This is a genomic window from Calditrichia bacterium, from assembly GCA_020634975.1.
Lineage (GTDB): Bacteria > Calditrichota > Calditrichia > RBG-13-44-9 > J075 > JACKAQ01.
Genome location: JACKAQ010000001.1, coordinates 542,801 through 557,744, shown reverse-complemented (window position 1 = coordinate 557,744; position 14,944 = coordinate 542,801). Strand labels below are relative to the sequence as shown.

Annotated in this window: 11 protein-coding genes and 1 pseudogene; 9 read left to right on the top strand and 3 right to left on the bottom strand. The window is 47.5% G+C overall.

Going from position 1 to position 14,944, the window contains the following annotated elements; translation table 11 throughout:
* Positions 1–68: 68 nt before the first annotated feature.
* From H6629_02255 to H6629_02225, 7 genes and pseudogenes are all read left to right on the top strand, one after another.
* Complete coding sequence (locus H6629_02255; GenBank protein MCB9066620.1) at positions 69–704, top strand: ABC transporter ATP-binding protein; 636 nt, start codon at positions 69–71, stop codon at positions 702–704.
* Positions 701–1,945: an ABC transporter permease gene (locus tag H6629_02250; protein MCB9066619.1), complete on the top strand. Its 1,245-nt coding sequence runs from the start codon at positions 701–703 to the stop codon at positions 1,943–1,945. The genes H6629_02255 and H6629_02250 overlap by 4 nt, the downstream gene beginning before the upstream one ends.
* A 370-nt stretch (positions 1,946–2,315) precedes the next feature.
* Entirely contained in the window at positions 2,316–3,221 is a 906-nt protein-coding gene (locus tag H6629_02245; GenBank protein MCB9066618.1) for a dihydrodipicolinate synthase family protein, read from the top strand.
* A 243-nt stretch (positions 3,222–3,464) separates the two neighbouring features.
* Positions 3,465–4,484 (top strand): class 1 fructose-bisphosphatase, encoded by a 1,020-nt coding sequence (fbp, locus tag H6629_02240; protein MCB9066617.1) that lies wholly within the window; start codon positions 3,465–3,467, stop codon positions 4,482–4,484.
* Positions 4,485–4,500: 16 nt separating this feature from the next.
* Complete coding sequence (locus tag H6629_02235; protein ID MCB9066616.1) at positions 4,501–4,887, top strand: VOC family protein; 387 nt, start codon at positions 4,501–4,503, stop codon at positions 4,885–4,887.
* 131 nt (positions 4,888–5,018) lie between these two features.
* On the top strand, positions 5,019–6,410 hold the full coding sequence (gene asnS, locus H6629_02230; protein MCB9066615.1) for an asparagine--tRNA ligase: 1,392 nt from the start codon (positions 5,019–5,021) through the stop codon (positions 6,408–6,410).
* 27 nt (positions 6,411–6,437) lie between these two features.
* Positions 6,438–7,188 (top strand): annotated as a pseudogene (locus H6629_02225) (SDR family NAD(P)-dependent oxidoreductase).
* Positions 7,189–7,322: 134 nt separating this feature from the next.
* Here H6629_02225 and recQ read toward each other — a convergent pair.
* The 3 genes from recQ to H6629_02210 form a co-directional block, all read right to left on the bottom strand.
* Positions 7,323–9,134 (bottom strand): DNA helicase RecQ, encoded by a 1,812-nt coding sequence (recQ, locus tag H6629_02220; GenBank protein MCB9066614.1) that lies wholly within the window; start codon positions 9,132–9,134, stop codon positions 7,323–7,325.
* A gap of 82 nt (positions 9,135–9,216) precedes the next feature.
* A complete protein-coding gene (locus H6629_02215; GenBank protein MCB9066613.1) occupies positions 9,217–9,894 on the bottom strand; it encodes a peptidylprolyl isomerase in 678 nt (225 codons plus the stop codon).
* 125 nt (positions 9,895–10,019) lie between these two features.
* Positions 10,020–10,862: a ParA family protein gene (locus tag H6629_02210; GenBank protein ID MCB9066612.1), complete on the bottom strand. Its 843-nt coding sequence runs from the start codon at positions 10,860–10,862 to the stop codon at positions 10,020–10,022.
* Positions 10,863–11,458: 596 nt separating this feature from the next.
* Between H6629_02210 and H6629_02205 the strand changes: the two genes are divergently transcribed.
* The gene (locus H6629_02205) at positions 11,459–12,229 is read left to right on the top strand and encodes a 4'-phosphopantetheinyl transferase superfamily protein (protein ID MCB9066611.1); all 771 of its coding nucleotides are present in this window, start codon (positions 11,459–11,461) and stop codon (positions 12,227–12,229) included.
* A 194-nt stretch (positions 12,230–12,423) separates the two neighbouring features.
* Positions 12,424–14,838 carry a type I polyketide synthase gene (locus tag H6629_02200; GenBank protein ID MCB9066610.1) on the top strand — a complete coding sequence of 805 codons (2,415 nt, stop codon included), beginning with the start codon at positions 12,424–12,426 and terminating at the stop codon, positions 14,836–14,838.
* Positions 14,839–14,944: the final 106 nt, after the last annotated feature.

Below are 14,944 nucleotides of genomic sequence, written 5' to 3'. Positions count from 1 at the left end.
TATTGAATAGCTCCCGCCGATTCGATATATTTCTCACAAAATAATCTAACTTTTTCGAGCGGAAAAATATGTTCTCAATTGAAAAATTGCAACACAACTATGCAGGGCAATCGACCTTGAAATTTCCTGATATTCACGCCAAACAGAGCGAGCGCTGGCTGTTGCTCGGAAATTCAGGTAGTGGAAAAACAACGCTATTACATGTTTTGGGTGGTTTGCTCAATCCGTCAGCCGGTTCTGCTTCCGTTGCCGGGCAAGATTTGGCGAAGTTATCCGGCGCAGCGCTGGACCGGTTTCGCGGGCAAAAAATCGGGATCGTGTTTCAGCAACTGCACCTGATTCCCAGCCTGACGGTGATGCAAAATTTGCTCGTTGCCAACTATTTGGCAGGTGTCAAACAGGATCAAAAATATGCCGGGGAAATTTTGTCGCAACTTGGTATCGCCGGGAAAGCCGGGGCTTTTCCGAGCGAATTGAGCGTCGGGCAGCAGCAACGGGTGGCAATTGCCCGGGCTGTCATCAATCGCCCGGAAGTATTGTTGGCGGACGAACCCACCGCTGCCCTCGATGATCGAAATTGCGATCGCGTGCTCAATTTATTGATGGAACAGGCGGGGCAGTGCAACGCCACGCTGTTTATCGCCACGCATGACAAACGCATCCGCGATCATTTTAAACATCAAATTTCACTGGAAAACGCATGAATCTGCTTACGATTACTTTTTCATATATTCGCAAACGAAAACTGGGCACGTTGCTGAATGTGCTGTTGCTGGCGTTGGGTGTCGGCACAATTGTGGTGCTGTTGCTGTTCAATCATCAAATGGAAGAAAATTTATCGCGGAACGCGAAGGGCATCGATGCGGTTGTCGGTGCAAAAGGCAGCCCGCTGCAATTGATTTTGTCCAGCGTATATCATTTGGATGTGCCGACCGGCAACATCGCGCTTTCGGATGTAGCGCCGTTGCTGCAAAATCCGGCGATAAAATCTGCCATTCCGCTGGCGTTGGGTGATAGTTACAATGGTTTTCGGATTGTCGGAACGTCGCAAGAATTGCTGGCGCTGTACGAAACGCAGCCGCAAACCGGACGCACCTGGGAATCGCCGCTGGAAGTAGTGGTCGGTGCGACAATCGCCCGGGAGGCAAAACTGGACATCGGCGCGGAAATTACCAGCGCTCACGGTCTCTCCGAAGATGGTGACGCACACGATGAACATCACTTGACCGTTGTCGGAATTTTGCCGAAAAGCGGCACCGCGCTCGACCGGCTGGTGCTCACAGATGTTCGAACGGTTTGGCTGCTCCATCACGATGAAGAAAATGCGGCACATGCCGATTCTGCGGCGCAGCTGCCGCTTTCAAATCGACTGGGTTTTGCCATCCACCCGGATGATTCGCTGCAGCAAATTACTGCGTTACTCGTCAAATACAGTTCACCGATGGCTGCCGCGCTTTTTCCGCGATTTGTGAACGCCCAAACCAACATGCAAGCTGCATCTCCGGCGTTCGAAACTGCGCGATTGTTTGACCTGTTTGGCGTTGGCGTTACCGCGTTGCAGGCATTTGGGTTTGTGCTGATAATTACCGCAGCGTTGAGCGTGTTCATCGCGTTATACAACGCGTTAAAAGAGCGACGGTACGATCTCGCAATTATGCGAACACTCGGCGCATCCCGCGAAAAAATTTTCTGGCAAATGATTCAGGAAAGCATTTTGCTCTCGCTGATGGGCGTGATCGCCGGGTTGTTGCTGGGGCATATTGCAACGGAAATGCTGGGCAAATGGCTCGCGGCTGCCCGCCAAATTGAACTTACCGGATGGCTATTCTTGAGCGAAGAGTGGGCAATTTTGATTCTGGCGATCGCAATCGGGATTCTGGCTGCGATTATTCCGGCGGTGCTGGCGTATCGCACGGATATCTCCAAAGTGCTCGCAAAAGGCTGATTTCAGATGAAAGCTGTGGTTCGGCAATTCTGATTTTTTCTGTTTTGATTTACGAAAATCAACTGATATATTAGTTGTGTATCAGATGGTTCGGCAATAGATTGTCCAGGTTTTTGAAAATTCAGTATGCGGTGAATTGAGATTCAAATCCCCAACATCAATAAATAACCGATGTTACGCGATCAGCCGTTTCGTCCCTCCGGGGCGATGTGAATTTATCTGTTGTTGTATTATTACCAATATTCCACACCTCCGGTGTGAAAGCAGATGTATGGCGCTGTATTACCTGTAGAGGCAATTCATGAATTGCCCTCTATCTTCAATAAATTTTAACAATTTTCATAACAACCTGAAACGAGAGGGAATACAAATGGCAACAAAATGGGAAGGCGTATATCCTGCTGTTACTACTAAGTTTACGGCTGATTTTAAATTGGATCATCCGGCGATGGAAAAGAATTTCCAGGCGCAACTGGATGCCGGCGTTCACGGATTGATTTGCTGCGGATCACTCGGCGAAAACGGTGTGTTGAGCGCCGAAGAAAAAATAGAAGTTTTGAAAACTGCTGTGAATGTGAGCGCCGGAAAAGTGCCGGTGATTTTGACCATCGCCGAAACCACAACCGCCGCAGCCTGCGAAATGGCAAAACAGGGTGTAAAAAACGGCGCTGACGGATTTATGCTGCTGCCGCCAATGCGCTACACATCAGACGAGCGGGAAACCGTCGTATTCTTGGAAGCTGTCGCAGCCGTTTCCGAACGCCCGATCATGATTTACAACAATCCAGTTGCCTATAATATTGATGTAACCCCGCAAATGTTTGCAGACCTGGCAAAAAATGACACATTTGTTGCGCTGAAAGAATCATCCGACAATGTGCGACGGATTACGGACATCAAAAATTATTGCGGCGATCGCTACCAGATTTTTACCGGCGTCGATAACCTCGCGTTGGAAAGTTTGCTGATGGGTGCCGATGGCTGGGTTGCCGGACTGGTTTGCGCATTCCCCCGGGAAACTGTTGTTATTTATGAACTTGCGAAACAAAATCGTATTGCTGAGGCGCTCGAAATTTACCGTTGGTTCAAACCGGTGCTCGATCTGGATGTTTCCACAAAACTCGTCCAAAACATCAAACTCGCAGAACAAATGACCGGATTGGGCAACGAAAACGTTCGTCCGCCGCGATTGCCGCTCATCGGGGAGGAACGGCAAAATGTTGTTCAAACATTGCAAAAAGCGCTGGAAACTCGCCCAATTATGCCGAAACTGTAAGCTTGTATTTTTTTTCTCTTTAATCGATTAAAAAGTGGCATTTTTATGGTTTGTGTTCTATATTTTTATCCCCTGATTAACAAATCATTACTTTTTTGATGGTCTCTGGATGATTATTTTCAACACTTGAGCTGGTTAAACAACTGTTTAAAAAAGCTATCACTACTGCATTTTTAAAATCAATTTGCGTTTGATATATAGGTCCAATTTGAAGATTCATTAATCGCATGAGGAGAAAAAAGCATGAGCAGCTTTGTCATGACGCTGAACCGACACATCATGAAACAGGAACGTATGTTCCCGCAGGCAACCGGTTCATTTACGCGACTGCTGTCAGATATTGCGCTGGCTGCAAAAGTCATTTCCTACCAGGTTAACAAGGCAGGGCTACTGGATATTTTGGGCAGTCTTGATAGCGAAAATGTATTTGGCGAACGTCAGCAAAAGTTGGATGTGTTTGCCAACGAAGCGATGATCCGCTCGCTCCGTTTTGGCGGTTCGCTTTGCGCAATGGCTTCGGAGGAGGAAGAAACCTACATCGAAATCAACGATGAAAGCCTGAAAGGCAAATATATTTGCTGTTTCGATCCACTGGATGGCTCCTCAAATATCGATGTCAACGTTAGCATTGGCACAATTTTTACTATTTTCCGGCGAATTACCCCCGATTCCAGTCCGGTGACAATGGAAGACATGCTTCAGCCCGGATATTCGCAGGTTTGCGCGGGTTATATTTTATACGGTTCCAGCACGATGCTGGTTTATACCACCGGAAATGGCGTTTACGGCTTTACGCTGGACCCCATTTACGGCAGTTTTATTTTATCGCACCCCAAAATGACCATTCCCACAAAAGGCAATATTTACAGCATCAACGAAAGCAATTTTGAGTTTTGGGATGAAGGGATTCGCAATTATGTGCGTTGGGCGAAACGGTTTGGCGATGAAGGCAAGCCGATGAACGGGCGCTACATCGGTTCGTTGGTCGCGGATTTTCACCGGACGTTGCTGAAAGGCGGGGTATTTCTTTATCCCAGCGACCACAAAAAACCCGGCAACGAAAAAGGCAAACTCCGTTTGATGTACGAAGCGAATCCGCTCGCACTAATCTGCTATCAGGCCGGCGGACGCGCCAGCGATGGTCATCGCAGAATTCTCGATATTCAACCGGAAGATTTGCACCAACGAACCCCGCTGATTATTGGTAGCCGGAAAGATGTTGAAACGGTTGAGGAATTTGTTCAAGGGCATCGGGTCGAATAAAATTAGAAGGTTTCAAATGTCTGCTAAACGACAACATGTTGTAAGTTGGTTTGAAATTCCTGCCTCCGATTTACATCGGGCAAAAGCTTTTTATCAGACGATTTTCGAGATCGAAATGGTCGATTTTGAGCTGCCGAACGGGTTGAAAATGGCACTGTTCCCTACCGGCGAAAATAGTGTGGGCGGCGCAATTTGCCAGCATAAAGATTTTTATTTTCCGGGAAATAAGGGTCCGGTGGTCTATTTGAACGCAAATCCCGATTTGCAAATGGTGCTGTCCAAAATAGAATCTGCCGGCGGAAAAGTGTTGGTTCCCAAAACCCAAATTTCTCCGGAAAACGGATTTATGGCAGTTTTTGAAGATTGCGAAGGCAACCGGATGGCGCTGCATTCTGTCTCATAACTCGATACCTGTCAACAACTTTGCGATGTAAAAAAGGGTTGCTTTCCGCAGCCCTTTTGCGTATCATCACCCCTTACAGCAATCATTTTTTTAGAGAACTTACGAACGAACGAAACAACGGAACGCGACAAATGGCATATTCAAAAATTAAAGAAATCTGGCGTAAACCGGAAGATTTTATCGGCAAATCTGTGAAAATCGCCGGTTGGGTGCGCACTTTACGGGCATCCAAAAACTTTGGTTTTATTGAAGTTAACGATGGCAGTTTTTTCAAAAACCTGCAGGTTGTGTTCGATGAAAAACTGGATAACTTTGAAGCGATCAGCAAATTTACGATTGCATCTTCCATCGAAGTTGAGGGCACGATTGTGGAATCTGCCGGTGCCAAACAACCGTTCGAATTGCACGCGGAGCGGATCAGCCTGATCGGACATTCCGAAAACGACTATCCCCTTCAGAAAAAGCGCCACTCGTTTGAATATTTGCGAACAATCGCTCATTTGCGCCCGCGAACGAATACATTTTTATCCGTGTTCCGGGTGCGCTCTTTGCTGGCACATGCGATCCACACATTTTTTCAGGATCGTAATTTTGTGTATGTGCACACGCCCATCATCACCGCCAGTGATGCGGAAGGCGCCGGACAAATGTTTCGCGTCAGCACACTGGATGCGGCAAATCCGCCCCGCAAACCGGACGGCAGCATCGATTTTGAGGAAGATTTTTTCTCCCGCCAGGCGCACCTCACCGTCAGCGGTCAGTTGAACGTGGAAACGTATTGCATGGCGTTTCGCGATGTCTATACTTTTGGACCCACATTTCGCGCGGAAAATTCCAACACTGCCCGCCACGCCTCGGAATTTTGGATGATCGAGCCGGAAATTGCCTTTGCGGATATCAACGACAATATGGATTTAGCCGAACAGATGATCAAATTTATATTTAATTACGTGATCGAAAAAGCGCCGGAGGAAATGGAATTTTTCAATCAATGGATAGATAAAGGATTGCTGGCGCGATTGGATAATGTGATCAACTCCGAATTCAAACGAATTACCTACACCGAAGCCGTTGAGCAACTCCAAAAATCCGGACAAAAATTTGAATTTCCGGTTGAATGGGGGAAAGATTTGCAGTCCGAGCACGAACGTTATCTCACGGAGCAAGTCTATAAAAAACCGGTATTTGTGGTGAATTATCCCAAAGGAATCAAAGCGTTTTACATGCGCCAGAACGATGACGGCAAAACTGTTGCCGCAATGGATTTGCTGGTTCCGGGCGTTGGCGAAATCATCGGTGGCAGCCAGCGCGAGGAGCGCTATGATAAGCTCGTCGCCCGCATTGATGAACTGGGATTGGAAAAAGATGATTATTGGTGGTACCTGGATTTGCGCAAATACGGCACTGCCCCGCACGCCGGATACGGTTTGGGTTTTGCCCGGGCAATCATGTATGCCACCGGGATGGAAAATATCCGAGATGTTGTGCCGTTTCCGCGCACGCCGCGAAATGCGGATTTTTAATCGAAAATTCAAAATTGGTGATTTTTTATGAGCAAAATAGCCCTCATTACCGGTGCAACAGCCGGTATCGGAAAAGCCACGGCGGAGCTGTTCGCCAAAAACGGGATTGACCTGATTTTGTGTGGACGCCGCAAAGAACGGCTCGACGAACTGCGGCAAACGCTCGGCGAATCCGTAAAAGTAACCACACTTTCGTTCGACGTGCGCAACCGCGAAGCGGTATTTGCCGCGATCGACAGTTTGCCGGACCATTGGAAATCCATCGATATTTTAGTGAACAACGCCGGAAACGCCCACGGTCTGGACACTGTTCAAAATGCAAACATCGACGATTGGGACGCGATGATCGACGGCAATGTGAAAGGCTTACTGTATGTGACGCGCGCGGTTCTGCCGGGAATGATCGCCAAAAATGACGGTCACATCGTGAATATTGGGTCGATTGCCGGAGAGCAGGTGTACAGCAAAGGGGCTGTATATTGCGCATCCAAATTTGCGGTGGACGCGCTTTCGCAAGGTATGCGGCTGGATTTGCTCGATCACAACATCCGGGTGACCAACATTGCCCCGGGACTGGTGGAAACAGAGTTTTCGCTGGTGCGATTTAAAGGGGATGCCAATAAAGCGGATCAGGTGTACAAGGGCTGGATGCGCTCACCGGAGCGGATATTGCCGAGGCAATTTTTGGTCAATCTCCCGTCCTGCGCATGTGCAAATCGCGGATATGCTTATTTTACCATCCGCACAAGCCGCCGCAACCACCGTCCGCCGGAAGTAATTTATGGATAGAGAAACGAGCCATTCCGGGACAAGCCCGGAATGGCTAAAAAACTGTCATTCCTGCACCAAAGGAGCGCCTTCGGCGCGAAGGCAGGAATCCTCTAAGCCTGCAATCAATCATTAAATTATTCATCATTTTTCCCGCCGCAATTCGCTCAGTCGTTTGAGAATCAATTCCAAAAAAACTTTGCCGTATCGCTGCATTTTCACTTCGCCGATGCCGTGAATGGACAGCATCTCGCTGCTGTTTTCCGGCATATTTGCCGCCAGTTCCACCAGCGTTTTATCGGAAAAAATTACGTATGGCGGCACGCCCTGTTTGTCCGCAAGTTGTTTGCGTTTGTCGCGCATCCGCTCGAACAACACACCGTCGTAATCGGCTGCCAGTCGCTCTTTTCCTTTGCTGTAAGTGATTGTTTCTGCTTCAATTTCCGCAAAAACTTTTTGCTCGCCTTTCATCGCATCCACTGCCCGTTGGGTCAGTTTCAGGCTGCCGTATGTGATATCTTTGGTCAAAAATCCCTGCTGCACAAATTGCCGGGAAAGGTGCAGCCACTGCTTTTTGGAATGCTCCATTCCGATGCCGTAAGTGCTTAAATTTTGGTGATTTCGCTGAATAATTTTTTCAGAATTGGAGCCGCGCAATACATCGATGATGTGTGCCGCACCAAACATTTGTCCGGTTCGATAGACACATGAGAAAAATTTCTGTGCTGCGGTGGTCACATCGGTTTGGGGAACGCTGCGTTCCATCGTGCAATTGTCGCACATGCTGCAGTTTTCGTCGGGAAAATGTTCGCCGAAATAGCGAATCAGCGGGTGCCGCCGGCAAAGCTGGTGCTCGGCAAACTGGATCATCGCTTCCAAATGTTGCAAAGCGTTGCGGTGCTGCTGCGGATCTTCTTTTTGATCAATAAAAAAGCGGATTTTGCGAATATCGCCGTAGCCGAACAGCAGCAAACAATCTGCGCGAAGCCCGTCGCGTCCGGCACGCCCGATCTCCTGATAGTAGCTTTCAATGCTTTTCGGCAGATCGTAATGCACCACGAACCGCACGTTCGATTTGTTGATGCCCATCCCGAATGCGATGGTTGCCACGATGATTTGCACATCATCGCGAATGAACGCTTCCTGCGCGCTGTGGCGCTCCAAATCACCTAATCCGGCGTGATAGGGCATTGCATTCAGCCCGTTTGCTTTCAACGTTTCTGCCAAATCCTCAACTGTGTTGCGGGTAGCGCAATAAATGATCCCGGATTGATTATCAAATTTTTTGAGAAATTCCAAAAGTTGCTGGCGCGGCTGCTCCTTTTTGACCACTTGCAAAAACAGATTTTCGCGGTTGAAGCTGGCGATAAACACATTTTCCTGCCGGAAATTTAGCGAATTGCAAATATCCTGCTGCACCTGCGGCGTGGCTGTCGCAGTGAGCGCCACACAAACCGCATCGGGAAATTGCCGGCGAACCGTTGCCAACTGGCGATATTCCGGGCGAAAATCGTGTCCCCACTCGGAAATGCAATGTGCTTCGTCGATGGTGAAACAATCCAGCGAAACCGATTGGAGCAGCTCCTGCACATCGCGTTTCACCAGTGATTCCGGCGCGATATACAGCAATTTTGCCGTTTTGGAGATAATCTTCTGCACATTTTCCGCATACGCCTGCGGCGAAAGCGAACTGTTCAACACCACGGCTGCCACGCCATTTTCCCGCAACTGGTCCACCTGATCTTTCATCAGCGAAATGAGCGGGGAAACGACGATCGTCAATCCGTCGAATAATAGCGCGGGAATTTGATAACACAGCGATTTTCCGCCGCCGGTGGGCATTACCACCAGCGTATCCTTCCGGGAAAGGATGCTTTCAATTACCTCCGCTTGCAACGGACGAAATTCATCGTAACCAAATTGCTTTTTGAGGATATGTTTCGCTTTTTTAATCATTTAAATGCAGGGATTTTTGTGGGTGTTGTGATAAAAAAGGGCGAACAGTCGTTCGCCCCAATATGTTTGTGTCAGCAAAGCATCATTTATAAACTTCGATTCTGCGAATGCGAATCGGTTTCACCGGATGGTTCGGCGGTCGTTGCATGGTTCGAACGGTGGCAATTTCGTTAACCACGTCCATCCCTTTGGTCACTTCTCCGAATGCGGTGTATTGCCCGTCCAAATTGAAATTTGTGCCATGCATGATAAAAAATTGCGAGCCTGCCCCGGCGGAAATATCGGGCACGCGTGCGGTGGATAAAATGCCCGGCACATGTTTGATATCGTTAAATTCGTGCGGTAACATGGCAATCGGACCACCAATACCGTCGTCATTGGGATTGTCATCTTTGGAATTGGGATCGCCGGCCTGAATCATAAAATTAGGCATTACCCGGTGAAATTGGGTGCCGTTGTAAAAACCCGCTTCCGCCCGGGAAACAAATGTGAACACATGCAACGGCGCTTTTTCCGGGAAAAATTTCACTTCGATATCACCCATATCAGTAACGATTCGGGCTTTGATGCCATCGAGTTTTTGGGTTAAAAAATTGAGTTTGGTGTAATCTTTCTGCAGTTTTTGCAGATCGGTTTTCAACCGTTCATTTTCCTGCGCCAATGTTTTTCGTTCGTTTTCGAGCCGCTCAACCTTTTCTTTGTCGCTGCAACTTCCCGCCAAAAGTGCAATTAAAATGGCAAATACCCACATTTTTTTCATGCCGGTTCTCCAATAGTTTGTATTTGTGAACATTGTTTTTAAAAGATACGGCAGAATATAAATAAACTCTGCCGTTCAGACAATAGTCACAAAAAATGCAGCAGTGGAAAATGTTGCTGTGTAGTTTATCCCGCGAAGTAGGAAATCTGCGGTGCTGTTGAATCGGTTGTTGCCCGGTAAACCGGAATTTGCCGGTTTTTGTGGATAATTTCTTCGGCAAGCGCAAGATAAGCCTGGGCGCCCGGCGCTGTAACATCAACCAAAGCGATCGGGCGGCGTGCGAAAGCGGCATAGCCAAGTGCAGAATTTTTAGGTATTTGCGTGTCGAACATCAGGTTGCCAAACCGTTCTTCGGCGGCGGAAAGCGCCTGGTTGGTTGCGCGTGTCCCTTTTTCGGAGAAGGTGAGCAAAATGCCTTCGATGTTTAAATTTGGGTTGGTGGTTTTGCGGATGCGCTCAATCATGCCCAGCAGCCGTTCGGCAGCGTTGATGGCGTAAAATCCGCTTTGCAACGGAATCAGCACGGAATCTGCCGCATACATTGCGCCCAACGCCAAATCGTCCATCGATGGCGGTGTGTCAATTAAAATATAGTCGTAATTTAACCGGCCGCTGGTCATCAATCCGTTTAACAACCTTTTCATTCGCACCCGGTTTTTGGCTAATTCCATCAGCCGGATTTCCTGTTCGTGTTCGCGAATGCCTGCGGGTAAAATGTCAAATTGCGGAAAAAATTCGACCTGCTGAATCGCTTCGATAAAACCAGCACTACCGGAGAAAACATCAAATATACCGTGTTTTATCGCATATTGCGGCACACCCAATCCCTGGCTGATCGAGCCGGAGGGGTCGCAATCGATGATCAAAACTGTTTTTTCTGCAATCGCCAAACTGGCTGCCAAATTGATGACAGTGGTGGTTTTACCCACGCCACCTTTCGGATTGGCTACAGCAATAATTTTACCCATTACAATTTCCTGTTATTGGTTCGCACCATTTAAGAATAAATCCCGGTATGAGAATCTGCAGTCGATTGGCTGGAAGTGTCGCGTTGTTCGAATAAAAGCTGCTCCGGGCGACCTTATATCAAAGAATATATAATAGCATCGAACAATTTCAAAATAACCTGATAAAATCAGTGAAAAAGCTAAACGGTTTTTCAAATTGGCTACAAAATGAGACCGGGTTTTAGCAAACTGCAACAACTGAACCAAAATTATCGATCTGTTAAGGAAAAATTTTTACCGGACGACCATTTATATTGCCCAAAGGGAATTGGATCTGAATCAGGGATGATGACACGCCAGCAACAATAACTGTCAACGGCATTTGCACGAAAATTTCATGTGAATGCCGTTGGTTCTGGTAGAAATATATCCCATCTTCCATTTCAAAAAATTCCCTGATATGTATTTTAGTTGTAAATAAAGCTGACATTATTATTTCTGAGAAAATCAACCGGAAATAGATTGTCGAAATGCACTGTCAAGTTGGAATCGAAGCATATTTTCACATATATTTGATAGGTAACTGTTCGAAAACCTGACAGAAAAATATTTTTGAAATGAAAATACCAACATTCGAATTACAAAATATTGAACTGCGGCTGAAATATCGCGAAGTGCAGATTTGGCAAAGCTCGCTGGAAGTATCGCCGTTGTGGTATAATAAATTGGCCGCATATTTGTCGGAGGACGAGCAATTGCGCGCCAAACGTTTCCATTTTGAGGAGCACCGGGTGCGTTTTACCGTTTCTCGTGGGTTGTTGCGTTTGTTGATCGGCAAATATCTGGATGTTTCTCCAGCTTCAATAGAATTTATTTATGGGCGCCACGGCAAGCCGTCGCTGGTTGTGAAACCGGAATTGCCGCCGCTAAATTTTAATATTTCGCATTCGCAAAATGTGGCGGTTTTTGCGTTTTCCCGCGATACCGATTTGGGTGTGGATGTCGAATTCATAAAACCCAACCGGGAATTGATGCGAATCGCCCGACGGTTTTTCAGCAAACACGAATTTACAGTGTTACAATCGTTGCCAAAAAGCGAGCAATTGAACGGATTTTACAATTGTTGGACGCGAAAAGAAGCATTTATTAAAGCTGTTGGCGATGGGCTGGCAATGCCGCTCGATAGTTTCAGCGTAACGTTAAAACCGTCGGAACCCGCGCAATTGCTTTGGATGCAGGGCGAAACTGATGAGGTCGGCAGCTGGACGTTGAAATCCTGGCAACCGTGGGAAAATTTTGCGGCAGCAATCGCCATTCGCCATCCGGAAACCCGGATTGAAATTATGAATATTCAACAAGATTCCTCCGGCGGAGGAAATTGGTCATGATGAACATCTGCCGTTTCTCTGAAATGTTCATTATTCGCAATATCGATTCGATAATTTTATAACCGACCGGCGCATATTGCCGGATTGGCAGTTGAAAAACAGCCGCAAAAGAAACGCGGCAGTAGTGAAAGGTTTAAATCCAATTGGTGATCCGAAATGCGGATTGCCGCAAAATCATACACAAGGAAGGTGAAATGGCCGCCAGGGAAGGATTAGCCATCGTTGCCATCGCCGGAAAAATTTTCGGCAATACGTCAATAGAAGCTTATTGGAATCGTTTGATTGGACGGTTTGCTCACAGCGAACCGAACAAGTCTTATTTTTGGCATACCAACACGCCGCATATCCCATCACAGCAATCGACATCCGTTCCGTTTCGCAATTTATTGAATCAACAGGATATTTTTGCTCCCGGAAATGGTGATTTGAAAACCCTTTGGGAAGCGCTGGAACGCGCCGGTTATACCGGAAAACGCCCGGCAGGTCGGATCGCTGTTTTTGGTAAACTGGAAACGGCTGTGCAGCCGTTGTTGCAGGAAAAATTATTTGCCATTCGTCCGGCGCAATTTGTGCCGTCCACTGCGCAAACGCCGCAAATATCTGAATTGCTGGAATCGTTCCCGGCGGAATTGCGTTCGATTGCGCTGGCGAGCTGGTATCTGGAAAATAATTTTTGCGATATCGCTATTGCTGGCGATGCACCGGCGCTGGTGCTCAAAAAATACGACGTCGCAAAAGCAAATGACGATACGATTTTGGCTGTAATTTCGGCGCTCGGCATTCGGACGGGTGAATCCGCAATTACCATTTCGGAATCGCAAAATGCCACCCACAGCTCAGAAAAACGGTTGGCAGAATTCAGTCATAATTTACCGGAACAATCGCTGGTATATGTGGAAATGCCGAAATCAGGTGATTTACTGCATCGCAGTTGGCAAAATCGGCGGGCAAATTCTGCCGAATTACCACTTTGGGAAGATTTGCCGGTGCATACACAAATCAAAAATAAAGATGCAGAATCCACAAATTATGTTGCGCAATTGACCAAATTGGTGCTCACAGTGCATCAGCGAATGGTCCCGCCGGGCATCTGGATTCGCGAAATGAATCCTCTGATTAATTCTGATATTGAAAAATTCCGGGACAATCCGGAACCGCGCGCATGGCTTGGTCTCGGTTGCGAGCGTCGGGGTGGCGCTGTTTTTGCCGTCGGCGATTGCACGTTGCAACTGGAAATTACCGAGCATTCGCCCGAGCCTGCCGGAACACCGCGTCCGTGGCAACTGATGACATTTAGTGGCGAAACGCCGGAAGAATTGCAGCGCCAAATGACCACGTTTCAGGCTTTTTTTCGTGATCATCAACATCTTGAATTGGCGGATATCGCGTTTTCGCTGCAAACCGGACGTCCGTTTTCGAGATATCGTGCCGCAATTTTGGCGCAAGATACCGGGGAATGCGCCGCTATCCTTTCGGAAAAACAATCCGGAAAACGGATGAGCGGAGCGGTTGCAAAAAATGCAACGGAAACCGCATTTTTATTTCCCGGACACGGCAGCGCATACCTTGCAATGGCGCAGGAATTATACGAAAGTGAGCCATTTTTCGCTGAACGAATGGATGAATACGCCAAAATAATTGCCGACCAAACCGGCACGGATATTTGCGATATGCTGTTTCCAAACCCGGCAGATTTTGAAAACGCGTTCGCTAAATTCAACTCGTTTGAAAATTATCAACCGGCGCTTTTGGCGGTTGAACTGGCGCTTGCGGAATTGTGGCGCTGTTGGGGTGTGAAGCCTAAGGTGTTGATTGGGCACGATTTGGGCGAACTTTCTGCCGCTGTAGTTGGTGGTGTATTCTCAGCCAAAAATGCGCTGACGCTGGCAATTATTCGCGGAAAAATTTTCGACCGGGCAAAAAAAGGTGTCATTATTTCCGCAGGTATCTCCGAATCTGCGGCGGCGGATTTTTTGGAAAAAGGCTGCGAAATCGCCGCAATTCATTCGGATCGACTGATCAGTTTTATCTGCACTAAAACAGTGGGCAAACAGCTTTGCCGCAAATTGAAGCATGCGAATATTTGGCACAAACAGCTGCCGGGCGAGTATCCGGTTGTTGGGTCAATTTCGCCAAAACAGTTGCAACAATTGCAGGCTGTTTTGGAAAAAATGCAATTGCGTGCGCCAAAAATCCCTATTATCTCAGCTGTTAGCGGTAACGAATTATCGCATGCGGAAGCAACAAATCCGGCATATTGGGTAACGCAAACGGTTGCGGTTGTGCAGTTTTCCCGCGCGATAAAACAATTGGCTGACCGGCAAATTTACAGCACGCTGGAAGTTGGTCCGGGGCACACATTGGGCGCATTTGCAAAACAAAGCGATTTGGATATCGCCACTTTTGCATCGCTGGAAAGCCTGCTGGAACGTTGCGGCGATACCCTTTGCGTTTTGCGAACGCTCGCAAAACTGTGGATAAACGGCGCGGCGATTGATTGGGATAATTATTACGAAGGTGAATCGCGCCGGCGGTTGCATTTGCCGGTTGTTCAACCGGATTGGCTGAATGCGCTGTCGCAACACTTACGTGATTCGTCAATTTTGTAGCTGTAAATCCAATATTTTTATAAAATTAAAAGCACCGGTAACCTTTAGATTCCGGTGCTTTTTTTATTAAAAAGTAGAGCGTTTTAATTTCGTAGGCAATCAACAG

What these genes read in the sequence shown, in the direction of transcription:
- H6629_02255 (MCB9066620.1), top strand. Translation starts at nt 69, where the DNA reads ATGTTCTCAATTGAAAAATTGCAACACAACTATGCAGGGCAATCGACC.
- H6629_02250 (MCB9066619.1), top strand. Translation starts at nt 701, where the DNA reads ATGAATCTGCTTACGATTACTTTTTCATATATTCGCAAACGAAAACTG.
- H6629_02245 (MCB9066618.1), top strand. Translation starts at nt 2,316, where the DNA reads ATGGCAACAAAATGGGAAGGCGTATATCCTGCTGTTACTACTAAGTTT.
- fbp (MCB9066617.1), top strand. Translation starts at nt 3,465, where the DNA reads ATGAGCAGCTTTGTCATGACGCTGAACCGACACATCATGAAACAGGAA.
- H6629_02235 (MCB9066616.1), top strand. Translation starts at nt 4,501, where the DNA reads ATGTCTGCTAAACGACAACATGTTGTAAGTTGGTTTGAAATTCCTGCC.
- asnS (MCB9066615.1), top strand. Translation starts at nt 5,019, where the DNA reads ATGGCATATTCAAAAATTAAAGAAATCTGGCGTAAACCGGAAGATTTT.
- recQ (MCB9066614.1), bottom strand. Translation starts at nt 9,134, where the DNA reads ATGATTAAAAAAGCGAAACATATCCTCAAAAAGCAATTTGGTTACGAT.
- H6629_02215 (MCB9066613.1), bottom strand. Translation starts at nt 9,894, where the DNA reads ATGAAAAAAATGTGGGTATTTGCCATTTTAATTGCACTTTTGGCGGGA.
- H6629_02210 (MCB9066612.1), bottom strand. Translation starts at nt 10,862, where the DNA reads ATGGGTAAAATTATTGCTGTAGCCAATCCGAAAGGTGGCGTGGGTAAA.
- H6629_02205 (MCB9066611.1), top strand. Translation starts at nt 11,459, where the DNA reads ATGAAAATACCAACATTCGAATTACAAAATATTGAACTGCGGCTGAAA.
- H6629_02200 (MCB9066610.1), top strand. Translation starts at nt 12,424, where the DNA reads ATGGCCGCCAGGGAAGGATTAGCCATCGTTGCCATCGCCGGAAAAATT.